General features: G+C 73.9%; 10 protein-coding genes. 2 read left to right on the plus strand and 8 right to left on the minus strand.

The features are described 5' to 3' along the window. On the minus strand, nucleotides 1–215 hold a 215-nt coding region (locus tag HCJ92_RS18120), incomplete at its 3' end, for a DUF2510 domain-containing protein (protein ID WP_167934667.1). A 288-nt stretch (nucleotides 216–503) separates the two neighbouring features. Here HCJ92_RS18120 and HCJ92_RS18125 point away from each other — a divergent pair. Beyond that, entirely contained in the window at nucleotides 504–983 is a 480-nt protein-coding gene (locus HCJ92_RS18125) for an SsgA family sporulation/cell division regulator (RefSeq protein WP_167934668.1), read from the plus strand. A 69-nt stretch (nucleotides 984–1,052) separates the two neighbouring features. On the opposite strand, the gene HCJ92_RS18130 is transcribed toward HCJ92_RS18125, so the two are convergent. Next, complete coding sequence (locus HCJ92_RS18130; protein ID WP_167934675.1) at nucleotides 1,053–1,544, minus strand: Lrp/AsnC ligand binding domain-containing protein; 492 nt, start codon at nucleotides 1,542–1,544, stop codon at nucleotides 1,053–1,055. A gap of 197 nt (nucleotides 1,545–1,741) precedes the next feature. Between HCJ92_RS18130 and hppD the strand changes: the two genes are divergently transcribed. Next, nucleotides 1,742–2,821 (plus strand): 4-hydroxyphenylpyruvate dioxygenase, encoded by a 1,080-nt coding sequence (gene hppD, locus HCJ92_RS18135; protein WP_420824737.1) that lies wholly within the window; start codon nucleotides 1,742–1,744, stop codon nucleotides 2,819–2,821. 131 nt (nucleotides 2,822–2,952) lie between these two features. Here the strand turns inward: hppD and HCJ92_RS18140 are convergent, their stop codons facing one another. The 6 genes from HCJ92_RS18140 to HCJ92_RS18165 form a co-directional block, all read right to left on the minus strand. Next, on the minus strand, nucleotides 2,953–3,750 hold the full coding sequence (locus HCJ92_RS18140; RefSeq protein ID WP_167934670.1) for a hypothetical protein: 798 nt from the start codon (nucleotides 3,748–3,750) through the stop codon (nucleotides 2,953–2,955). A gap of 118 nt (nucleotides 3,751–3,868) precedes the next feature. Further along, on the minus strand, nucleotides 3,869–4,513 hold the full coding sequence (locus HCJ92_RS18145; RefSeq protein WP_167934671.1) for a helix-turn-helix domain-containing protein: 645 nt from the start codon (nucleotides 4,511–4,513) through the stop codon (nucleotides 3,869–3,871). A gap of 441 nt (nucleotides 4,514–4,954) precedes the next feature. Then, nucleotides 4,955–6,736 carry a DEAD/DEAH box helicase family protein gene (locus HCJ92_RS18150; RefSeq protein WP_167934672.1) on the minus strand — a complete coding sequence of 594 codons (1,782 nt, stop codon included), beginning with the start codon at nucleotides 6,734–6,736 and terminating at the stop codon, nucleotides 4,955–4,957. Between the two features lie 113 nt (nucleotides 6,737–6,849). Further along, a complete protein-coding gene (locus HCJ92_RS18155; RefSeq protein ID WP_167934673.1) occupies nucleotides 6,850–8,313 on the minus strand; it encodes an MFS transporter in 1,464 nt (487 codons plus the stop codon). A gap of 107 nt (nucleotides 8,314–8,420) precedes the next feature. Continuing rightward, nucleotides 8,421–10,718, minus strand: a complete 2,298-nt coding sequence (locus tag HCJ92_RS18160; RefSeq protein WP_167934676.1) for a xanthine dehydrogenase family protein molybdopterin-binding subunit — start codon at nucleotides 10,716–10,718, stop codon at nucleotides 8,421–8,423. Between the two features lie 32 nt (nucleotides 10,719–10,750). Continuing rightward, nucleotides 10,751–11,470 (minus strand): (2Fe-2S)-binding protein (locus tag HCJ92_RS18165; protein WP_245240983.1); only part of this gene is annotated, 720 nt, incomplete at its 5' end.

Genomic DNA, 11,470 nt, shown 5'->3' on the forward strand with positions numbered 1-11,470 from the left:
CGCTCGGCCCCGGCTGCCGCCGGGGGGTCGGCGGGGGCGGCGCGCGCGTACGCGGGCGGGGTGGGGGGTGCTTCCCCCGGGCCCGGCTCCGGTCGGCTGGTGCCCGGCACCCATCCGAAGCCGTTCCAGAACCGGATGTAGCCGGGGATCGACGGGTCCGCGTACCAGTTGGGCTCCGGGCTGCTGCCGGCGCCTCCTACGGGTGGGGAGCTCATGAGCGGGTCCGACTCTCCTCGTCCGTGCTCAGTGGTGTCCGCGCGTGTGGCTCGGCGTCAGGCTCTGCATGGTACGTCGCCGTGAGGGGCGCCCGATGTCATCCGTGCGCGCGGGCCGCCGCTCCGGGCGGCGACGGGCCCGGCGGCGCGCGACGCGGTGGCGGCCGGAGCCGGTTGTGGCACAGCCCACGCGCCTCCGGTGAAATTTCCTCGCGAACCAGCGTAACGATCCGCGTCCCGCGCCCTCTAACCGGACGGACCCACCCGATCGTCCGAAGGAGCGCACACGTGCACGCCATGACCGTTCAACGAGAGCTGGAACTCGACCTGGTGCTGTCGCCGGGACGATCCCTGGCGGTGCCCGCCCGGTTGGTCTACCGGTCGGATGACCCGTTCGCCGTCCATCTCACCTTCCATGTGGGTTCGCACGCCCCGGTGCTCTGGACGTTCGCCCGGGAGCTGATGGTGGAGGGCTGCTTCCGTCCGGCCGGCCACGGGGACGTCCGCGTCTGGCCGACGCTGAGCGCCGGCAGGAACGTGGTCTGCATGGCGCTGAGTTCCCCGGACGGCGAGGCCCTGCTGATGGCACCGGCGCTCCCGGTCTCCGCCTGGCTGGAGCGGACCCTCCGTGCCGTGCCGCCGGGAACGGAGCACGAACGGATGGGTATGGATGAGGAGTTGACGGGCCTCTTCGCCGCCGCACCCGGTGACGACCTCTACCTGTCCGACCCCTGGCCTTCCGACGAGTCCAGCGGTGACACGGCCTGAGGACGGCCCGGTCGCGACGGGGCCGGCACCGGCACGGGGGCGCGGGGGCGCCCCGTGCCGGCCCGCCCGTCAGCCGCGCCTCTCCCCGGCGGCCGTGAGCCCCGCCGCCTCCCGCACCAGCGGCACGATCCGCAGCGGCACGGGGTTCTCCATCACGATCGCCGTGGCGGCACGCACGATCCCGTCGAAGCCGACGACCCGGTCGATGACCCGCTGGAGGTCGGCGTTGGACCGGGCGACGAGCCGGCAGAGCATGTCGCCCTGACCGGTGATGGTGTGGAGCTCCAGCACCTCGGGCACGCCGGCCAGGTGCTCCCGGACCTCCAGCCCCTGTCCCTGCTTGATCTCCAGGGTGGCGAAAGCCGTCACGGGGAACCCGATCGCCGCCGGGTCGACCTCGGGGCCGAAGCCGCGGATCACCCCGCCGGTCCGGAGTTTCTCCAGCCGTGCCTGGGCGGTGCCGCGTGCCACGCCCAGCCGCCGGGCCGCCTCCTGGACCCCGATACGGGGCTCGCGCGCCAGCAGCTCCAGCAGTCGTCCGTCCAACTCGTCGATGCTCACGGTGGTCATCGTGCACACATCGACCGGGTGAATCCAAGAGTCGCTGTACAGATTGCACAGCACAGGCGGGAACTATTGCACACGATGTCGATGGAGAGGACGCTGCTCGCATGACTGGTATCACGGCTGACACCCCCGAGACCCCCGCCCCGTCCACCGGCGCGAGCCGCGAAGCGGACTCGTTCCCCGTCAAGGGCATGGACGCGATCGTCTTCGCCGTGGGCAACGCCAAGCAGGCCGCGCACTTCTACTCGACCGCTTTCGGCATGCGGCTGGTCGCCTACTCCGGCCCCGAGAACGGCTCGCGCGAGACGGCCTCCTACGTCCTGGAGTCGGGCTCGGCGAGGTTCGTCCTGACCTCCGTGATCCGGGCCGCCTCCGAGCACGGCAAGTTCCTGGAGCAGCACGTCGCCGAGCACGGCGACGGCGTGGTGGACCTGGCGCTGGAGGTGCCGGACGCCCGCGCGGCGTACGCGGAGGCGGTCCGGCAGGGCGCCACCGGCCTGCGCGAGCCGTTCGAGCTGAGCGACGAGCACGGCACCGTGGTGATGGCGGCGATCGCCACCTACGGGGAGACCCGTCACACCCTGGTCGAACGCCACGGCTACCGCGGCCCCTACCTCCCTGGGTTCGCCGCCGCCGAGCCGATCACGGCCCCGCCCGCGAAGCGGTTCTTCCAGGCCGTCGACCACTGCGTCGGCAACGTGGAGCTCGGCCGGATGAACGAGTGGGTGCAGTTCTACAACCGCGTCATGGGCTTCACCAACATGAAGGAGTTCGTGGGCGACGACATCGCGACCGAGTACTCGGCGCTGATGTCCAAGGTCGTCGCGGACGGCACCCGCAAGGTGAAGTTCCCGATCAACGAGCCCGCGATCGCCAAGAAGAAGTCGCAGATCGACGAGTACCTGGAGTTCTACGGCGGCCCGGGGGTCCAGCACATCGCGCTGGCCACCAACGACATCGTCAACACCGTCCGCTCGATGCGGGCCGCGGGCGTCAGCTTCCTCGACGTGCCGGACTCCTACTACGACACCCTCGGCGAGTGGGTGGGCGACACCCGGGTCCCGGTGGACACCCTGCGGGAGCTGAAGATCCTCGCCGACCGCGACGAGGACGGCTACCTGCTGCAGATCTTCACCAAGCCGGTCCAGGACCGGCCGACGGTCTTCTTCGAGATGATCGAGCGGCACGGCTCGCTCGGCTTCGGCAAGGGCAACTTCAAGGCGCTCTTCGAGGCCATCGAGCGCGAGCAGGACAAGCGCGGCAACCTCTGACCGCGCCCCCGGCCCGGTCCGACCGGGACGCCGACGGCCCGCCACGGTCACCCCGGGGCGGGCCGTCGGCGTCCACGTCCGGCGGCCCCGGGGCTCGCGGACGCCAGACCCCGGCACGGGCGCGGCACCGGTCAGCAGGAGGGGACGGTCCCGCCGTCGTTCAGCGCGCGCAGCCCGGACAGCGCGTCGTCCAGCGTCGCCACCGGAATCAGCCGCAGCCCCTCCGGGCGGTTCCCGGCGGCGTCGGCGCACTCGGCCGCCGGCACGAGGAAGACGTCCGCGCCGTCGCGGCGGGCGGCGTGCGTCTTGAGCGGCACCCCGCCGACCGAGCCGACGGTGCCGTCGGGGGCGATGGTGCCGGTGCCGGCGACCACCAGACCACCCGTGAGGTCACCGCCCTCCCCGTCGCCCCGGAGCAGGTCGATGATGCCGAGGGAGAACAGCAGCCCCGCGCTGGGCCCGCCCACGTCCTCCAGCCGCAGGCCGATCTCGACGGTGGCGGGATCGATCTCCAGCAGCGCCAGCGCGGCGTCGACCGCGGCACCCTGCGAGGCGGTCATCTGCGCCGAGTTGTGCTCGCGGATCTCCTCACTGGTGTCCCCCACCGGGTAGACCGAGCTGCGCGGCAGCACCGCGCGCTGGTCGGAGAGGTAGCCCCGGACCACCTCGGGCAGCCGCACGGCGGCGTCGGGCCCGGTGGCCATGATCGTCGTCATCCGCAACTCCCCCTCGGGGGTCCGTGTCCCGGCGCCCTCGACCGAGATGACGGGCTCGCCGCCGTCCTCACCCAGTACGTCCACCGTGGCCCCGGGGTGCGCCACCGAGAACGGCAGCGGGGCGAGCGCGGCGACCGCGAGCAGGAGAGTGACGGCCGCCGCGCAGGCGATCAGCACGACGCGGTTGCGGGAGGCGGGGAGGGACGGCGACATGGCAGCGAATCTAACGCACCGCCGTCGGCGGCCGTCGGCCGCGCACCCGCCGGGGCGCTCCCGGCAGCGGTCGCGCCGTGCCACCGCTGTCGGGACCGGCCCGGCGGCACGGTCCGCGTCAGCGCAGGGCGTCGGCGATCTCCCGCGCGGCGCGCACCACGCGCGGCCCGACCATGGGCGGCACACTGTCGTTGAGCATGACGACGCCGACGCTGCCCTCGATACCGCACCCCGGGGGCAGCGGCGCCGCGGCGCCGCTGGCTCCGGCCTCCAACTCCCCGTGGGTGAGGACGAAGCCGTCCTCGTCGTCGATGTCCTTGCACCGCCCGGTGAGGATGGCCCGGCCGGCGGCTCCCCGGTCGAGCGGATGGCGGAAGCCCGTGCGGTACGCGACGTGGTAGTCGGTCCAGCTGGGCTCCACGACGGCGACCGCGAGGGCGTCCTCGCCGTCCACGACCGTCAGGTGGGCGGTGGCGCCGATCTCCTCTGCCAGCGCGCGGAGCGCGGGCAGCGCCGCCTCCCGCACCAGCGGGTGCACCTGGCGCCCGAGCCCGAGGACGCCCACGCCGACGCGGGCCCGGCCACCGGCGTCGCGGCGCACCAGCGCGTGCTGCTCCAACGTGGCGAGCAGCCGGTAGACGACGGTGCGGTTGACGCCGAGCTGCCGCGACAACTCGGTCACGGTCAGCCCGTGATCGGTGTCGGCGAGGAGCTTGAGGACGCGAAGCCCACGGTCGAGCGTCTGCGAGGTCTCCGCGGTCACGCCGCCCCCTTCGGATGGGACCGACGGCTCCCGCGGTCGTGGAGTACCGGCGCCGCGGGAGTCGCGGGCGGGCACGCACGAGGGCCGCCGGGTGCAGTGGTTTCAGTGCCGGGCCGGCTGCGCGCCGGACCGCCGGCCCGGCTTGCGCGTGCCGGAAAACCTATACAGACGCACCGCTGAGCGGAAGGGCCTGTTCACAATCCGATCACACCAAAAGCAGGTGTTCGTCCCGCTCCGCCGGAAATCTCCGGCGAGGTCGTCGGATGCCCCACATCACGGGGAACCCCACGCAATCCGCGTATACCACCGGCCTCCCCGTCACCTCCGCACCGGCGCCGACCACCGTTCGTCCGGCACCGCCCCGCGCCCCGGTGTCGGAACCCACGAGGGCCCGCCGGGCGGTGATCGCCCCGGCGGGCCCTGCGGCTCGGTACGTGAACCTCACTTCATCCGCGTGGCCCACTCCCGGACCTTGGCCATGCGCTGCCGCAGCTGGTTGGGCGTGGCCTCGGCCGTGGGCGGGCCGCCGCAGCTGCGGCGCAGTTCGTTGTGGATCGACCCGTGCGGCTTACCCGTCTGGTGGGCGTAGGCGCCCACCAGGCCGTGCAGTTCGCGGCGCAGCTCGCGCAGCTCCTGGTGGGTGACGACCGGCCGCCGCTCGGCGGGGAGTTCGACGAGGTCGGCCTCCTCGTCCGGCTTCTTCCGGCTGTGGGCGATCTGCCGGGACTGGCGCTTCTGGAGCAGCATCTGCACCTGGTCCGGTTCGAGCAGGCCGGGGATGCCGAGGTAGTCCTGCTCCTCCTCGCTTCCCGGGTGGGCCTGCATGCCGAACTCGGCGCCGTCGTACATGACCCGGTCGAAGACCGCGTCGGAGCCCAGCGCCTCCCACTTCAGCTGCTCGTCCTCGCCGGTGTCCTCGTCCTGCTGCTTCTCGGCCTCCTTCAGCAGGTCGGCCTCCTCGGCGTAGGGGTCGTCGTCCCCCTTCTTCGGCCGGTCCAGGACGTGGTCGCGCTCCACCTCCATCTCGTGGGCGAAGGTGAGCAGCGAGGGGACGGTCGGCAGGAAGACGGAGGCCGTCTCACCACGCCGCCGGGACCGCACGAAACGGCCGACCGCCTGCGCGAAGAACAGCGGGGTGGAGATCGTCGTGGCGTAGACGCCCACCGCCAGTCGCGGCACGTCGACACCCTCGGAGACCATGCGGACCGCCACCATCCACCGGCTGTCGCCCAGGCGGAACTCGTCGATGCGCTCGGAGGCCCCGGTGTCGTCGGAGAGGACGACCGTGGCGGCCTCTCCGGTGATCTCGCGGATCAGCTTGGCGTAGGCGCGTGCGGAGTCCTGGTCGGTGGCGATGACGAGGGCGCCGGCGTCGGGGATCGCCCGCCGCACCTCGGTGAGCCGCCGGTCGGCCGCACCGAGCACCTGCGGCATCCACTCGCCCCGCGGGTCGAGCGCGGTGCGCCACGCCTGCGAGTTGGCGTCCTTGGTCAGCGGCTCGCCGAGGCGCGCCTCGATCTCGTCGCCCGCCTTCGTCCGCCAGCGCATGTTGCCGCTGTAGGAGAGGAAGATGACCGGCCGCACCACGCCGTCGGAGAGCGCGCTGCCGTAGCCGTAGGTGTAGTCGGCGGAGGAGCGGCGGATGCCGTCGTTGCCCTCGGCGTAGGTCACGAAGGGGATGGGGTTGGTGTCCGACCGGAACGGCGTACCGGTCAGCGCCAGGCGCCGGGTGGCGGGCTCGAACGCCTCCAGGCAGGCCTCGCCCCAGGAGCGGGAGTCGCCCGCGTGGTGGATCTCGTCGAGGATCACCAGCGTCTTGCGCTGCTCGCAGCGGTTGCGGTGCAGCATGGGCCGCACGCCGACACCGGCGTAGGTGACGGCGACGCCCTGGTAGGACTTGTGCAGCGGCCCGGCGCTGTACTCCGGGTCCAGGCGGATGCCTATGCGGGCGGCGGCCTCCGCCCACTGCTTCTTCAGGTGCTCGGTGGGAGCCACGACGGTGATCTGCTGGACGACGTGGTGGTGCAGCAGCCAGGACGCCAGGGTCAGGGCGAACGTCGTCTTGCCGGCGCCGGGGGTCGCCACCGCGAGGAAGTCCTGCGGCTGCTGCTCGATGTAGGAGCCCATCGCGGACTCCTGCCAGGCACGCAGCTTGTTCGCGGTGCCCCAGGGCGCACGGCCGGGGAACGCCGGGGAGAGATGGGTGTTGGTGGTGGTAGTCACGGTCCTCGAAAAACGGTGGGACGGGGGTGGACGACCGCGTCAGCCTACCCGGCGCGCGGAGCGCCCCGGTGGCACGCCGGACGTGCGCCGCGCCACCTCCGCCGCCCCGCCGGTCAGGCCGGTGACGCCTTCGGCGGGCGCAGCCGGCCGGCGACGACCACGGCCAGCAGGGCGACCGCCGTGGCCGCCGCGTAGACCACCAGGAACGCCCCGGGCCCGACGTCCGAGCCCGAGGTGACGGCGTGTCCGGCGACGCTGCCGCCGCCCAGCACGGCGAAGGCGGAACCCACGAGCGTGAGCATCACCACGTTGAGGAGCGCGTCGCAGATCTGCAGCGCGGAGATGTTGCCGCCGCTGGTCTCCGGTGAGGAGTAGCGCAGCACCAGCACGCCCATGGAGGTGATGACCAGCCCCATGCCGAAGCAGCCCACGGGCAGGCTGAGCGCCGGGAACCAGACGGGGACGGCGGGCAGCAGCGCCAACGGGGTGGCGGCGATGCCGACCACCACCAGCACGGTGCCGCCCCGCACGAGCCGCAGCCGGTGCGGCTCCAGCCGGGAGCGGGACTGGGCCCAGGAGCCGAGCGCCCAGCTGACGCCGCCCGCCGCCAGGGCCAACCCGGCCTGGGAGTAGCCGAGTCCGCGCTGGGTGACCAGCATCAGCGGCACGAACATCTGGGTCGAGAGAAAGGCGGCGGAGGCGAGGCCGCGGAGCAGCACGACCGCGGGCAGCCCGCGGGCCGCCCGGAAGGTGCCCGGGGGCATCAGCCGCACCGCGGAGGGGGCGAGGAGCACCACCCCGACGAGGACCGGCACCACCGAGAGCCAGCGCAGGTCCTGGCCGCCGTACTGGAGCAGCCCCGCACCGGCGGCGAGCGCGACGGCCAGCCGCAGCCGTCGGCGGTCGAACCGCCCCGGGCCGCCCTCCGGCGGGCCGGACGCCGCGCGGCGCAGCGCGGGCAGCATCACCATCAGGGGGAGCACCACCAGCCCGGTGATGCCGAGGAAGACCCAGCGCCAGCCGAAGTGCTCGGCGACGAGGCCCGCGAGGACGGGCCCGAGCATCGACGGCACCACCCAGGCCGCGGAGAACGCGGCGAGCGCCGCGGGCCGGAGCTCCTCGGGGTACGCGATGCGCACGGTGACGTAGAGCGCGACGATGATCAGCCCCGCGCCGGCGCCCTGCCCGGCGCGTCCGAGGACGAAGACCAGCATGTTCGGCGCCGCGCCGGAGAGGAGGAGTCCGCAGCAGAAGGTGATGATGCCGCCGATGACCGGAGCGGCCGGGCCACTGCGGTCGCACCACTGGCCGGAGACGGTCATCCCCAGGAGGCTGGTGGTGAAGAAGGCGGAGAAGGCGAACGCGTAGAGCCCGATGCCGTCCAGCTGTTCCGCGGCGGCCGGCATGGCCGTGCCGACGGCCATGGCCTCGAAGGCGATCAGCAGGATGACGCTGACGCTGCCGAGGGTCAGTGCCCGGTGGCGCGGGCCGAGTACTCCCCCGCGCTCCGCCGGCGGCGCTGGTGGTGCCGGTACGGCCTCCTGGGTACCGGCGTCACTGCCGGGAGCGGGCTTCATCCCCCTACCGTAGGGACCCCGCCCGGCCGTGCGCACCGGGGCGTCGGTGTGATCCGCACCGCCGCCCGGCTGTGTGCCCCGGCCCCCGCCGGGGGCCGGGGCAGGGCTCAGGCGGAGGGGTTCGCCACTGCGGCCTGCGGGCGGATCGGCAGCCGGTTGACCGGCCTGCCGGTGGCCGCCCGTACCGCCGCGGCCACCGCAGCGGGGGCCACCACCAGCGGCGCGGCGCTCGCCGACTTGGCCCCGAACGGCGCGACGACGTCCCGCTCCTCCACCAGCTTGACGATGGTCAGCGCGGGTGCGTCGAGCGCGGTCGGCAGACCGTAGTCCGCGAGGTCCGGGCGGCGCACGGTCCCCCGGGAGACCCGCAGGTGCTCGGTGAGGGCGGCGCCGACCCCCTGGGTCAGGCCGGCCTCCAACCGGGCCCGCAGCTGACGGGGGTTGAGCACCCGGCCGACGTCCTGGGCCAGCGCGAGCTCCACGACGCGCACCGCGCCGAGCTCCACGTCCACGTCCACCACCGCGCGGACCGCGGCGAAGGCCAGCGAGACGAACGCGTCGCCCTGCCCGCTGCCGTCCAGCGGCTCGGTCGGGTGGGGGCGGCACTGTGCCGTCGCCCAGAGCTCCTTGCCCTCCAGCGCCTCGGCGACCGTCGTGGAGAGCACGCCGTCGTAGGAGGTGATCTTCCCGTCGGCGATCGACAACAGCTCGGCGGAGAGCCCGAAGTTGGCGGCCAGGGGTTGCAGCAGCTGGGTGCGGACCATCTTGGCCGCCCGTTCCACCGCGCCCCCGGAGACCCAGGTGTGGCGCCCTCGGCTGCCGGGACCGGCGGGGGGCTGGTCGGTGTCGACGGACGCGACCCGGACGTCCTCGACGCCGAGCACCTCCTGGACGATCTGGCGGGCCAGCGTGGTGAACCCCTGGCCGGTCTCGACGGCCGCGCACAGCACGGTGGCGGTGTTGCCCTCGACCTTGACGGTGGCGGTGGAGACCTCGTCGGTGCCCTCGGCGCCCAGCATGTGCACCATGCCCAGCGCGTAACCGACACCGCGCCGCGTCGCGCCGGGCTCCCCCGCGCCCTCGGGGCCGCCGGGCAGCAGCCAGTCCTCGACCGGAACATCGCGCGGAAGCGGGGGCAGCGGCGCCTCACGGACGGCGGCCAGCAGGGTGCCGACCGGCGCGGGGCAGGTGACCGCCTGGCCGGTCGGCAGTGCGTCCCCGGTCGACATGACGTTGCGGGCCCGCAACTCGGCCGGCTCGACGCCGAGTCGGGCGGCGAGCTTGTCCATCTGACCCTCGTACGCGGCACAGACCTGCATCGCGCCCTCGCCCCGGACATGTCCGGCGGGCGGGTTGTTGGTACGCACCACCCAGCCGTCCACCACGGCCGCCGGGACCTTGTACGGGCCGGCGGCGAAGGCGACGGCCGCCGCGAGCGCCTCGGACGAGTCGTCGGCGTACGGCCCGGCGTCCAGCAGCAGTTGCGCCTCGACCTTGACCAACCGGCCGTCGGCGTCGGCGTGGTGGCGGTAGCGCAGCAGCGTCGGGTGCCGGTGGGAGTGGCCGAGGAAGGACTCGGAGCGGTTGGCGGCGAGCTTGACGGGATGCCCGGTGCGGATCGCGAGCAACGCCAACGGCAGCTGCATGCCCTGGTCCTCGCGGTCCGCGAGGGCGCCGGCGACCCCGGTGACGTACACCTTGACCTGTTCCTGGTGCAGCCCCAGGCAGCCGGCGATCCGGTCGCGGTCGGTGTGCGGGTCGGTGGCGCCGGTGTAGACCTCGACCCCGCCGTCGGGACGCGGGACGGCGAGGCCGGACTCCGCCCCGATGGGCGCCGGGTCCTGCCGTCCCACGCGGTACAGCCCCTCCACCACGACCTCGCCGGTGGCGGCCGGGTCGCCGTACCGCAGCGGGATGTGCCGGATGACGTTGCCGTCGGGGTGCAGCGGCGGCGCCTCGAACGACTTCTCGGGGTCGGTCACTGGGTCGAGCACCTCGTACTCGACGACCACCGCGGCGGCGGCCAGCCGGGCCGTGTCCGGGTGGTCGGCGGCGATCGCGGCGATCGGTTCGCCGTGGTGGCGCACCAACTCCGAGGCGAACGGGGGGCGGTCGGCGACGCCGCGCCCCAGCATCGCCTCGGGCACCACGTCCTCGTGGGTGACGACGGCCCGTACCCCCGGCATCGCCGCGGCGTGCCGGGTGTCGAGGGAGAGGATGCGGGCGTGGGGGTGGGGCGAGCGCAGCACCGCCGCCCACAGCAGCCCCTCGGCCCAGAGGTCGGCGGTGTACGGGAAGGTCCCGGCCGCCTTGTGCGCGGCGTCGGTGGGAGTGAGGGAGATGCCGATGCCCGTGGTGGGCGGCGCCGACGGCTCCTCGCCGACCCCGAGCCCGGCCGGGTTCAGGGTGACAGTGGTGGCCGGGTCGCGCTGGTCCGTCACGCTTCGCCTCCCTCACCCGCGGGGCCGCCCTGATGGGGCACGCGGGGTACCGACCCGTCCGTCGGGTCGTCCTCGTGGTGCGCGGTGTGCTCCGCGGAACGCTCCTCGACCACCTGGCGGACCGCGTCCAGGACCCCACGGTAGCCCGAGCAGCGGCAGAGGTTGCCGCACAGGGCGCGCCTGGTCTCCAGCTCGCTCGGCCGGTGGTTGCCCTCCAGCAGGTCGTGCACGGTCATCGCCATGCCTGGCAGGCAGAACCCGCACTGCACGTCGCAGGTGGACAGCGCGCGCTGGACGTCCGAGGGGGCGCCGTGTTCGCCGAGCCCCTCCACGGTCCGGATCTCGCTGCCCGCCGCGGTGGCCGCGGGCACCAGGCAGGCCACGACCAGCCGGCCGTCGACCTGCACCGAGCAGGCGCCGCACTCGCCCTGGGAGCAGCCGTCCTTGGCGCCCGCGAGGCCGAGGCGTTCCCGCAGGACGTGGAGCAGGGATTCCCCGATCCACGCCCCGGTGACGGGACGGTCCACGCCGTTGACGTGGAGGACGTAGGAGACGGTCGGGTGGGACAACCCCACCCGCAGCCCCCGACGCGCCGCCGGCGCCCTCACCTCCGGGGCCGCCGCCGCCCGCGACCTGCTCGCACTCGGGCGGCTGAGCGCCCGGGACATGCTGCTGAGCGGCCCCACGCTGCACCGCGCCCTGCGCCGCTCCCCCGA

This window comes from Streptomyces spiramenti (assembly GCF_012034385.1).
Classification (GTDB): Bacteria; Actinomycetota; Actinomycetes; order Streptomycetales; family Streptomycetaceae; genus Streptomyces; species Streptomyces spiramenti.

Excerpts from the sequence above, each read along its gene's own strand:
- hppD (WP_420824737.1), top strand. The coding sequence starts at position 1,742 with ATGGACGCGATCGTCTTCGCCGTGGGCAACGCCAAGCAGGCCGCGCAC.
- HCJ92_RS18140 (WP_167934670.1), bottom strand. The coding sequence starts at position 3,750 with ATGTCGCCGTCCCTCCCCGCCTCCCGCAACCGCGTCGTGCTGATCGCC.
- HCJ92_RS18155 (WP_167934673.1), bottom strand. The coding sequence starts at position 8,313 with ATGAAGCCCGCTCCCGGCAGTGACGCCGGTACCCAGGAGGCCGTACCG.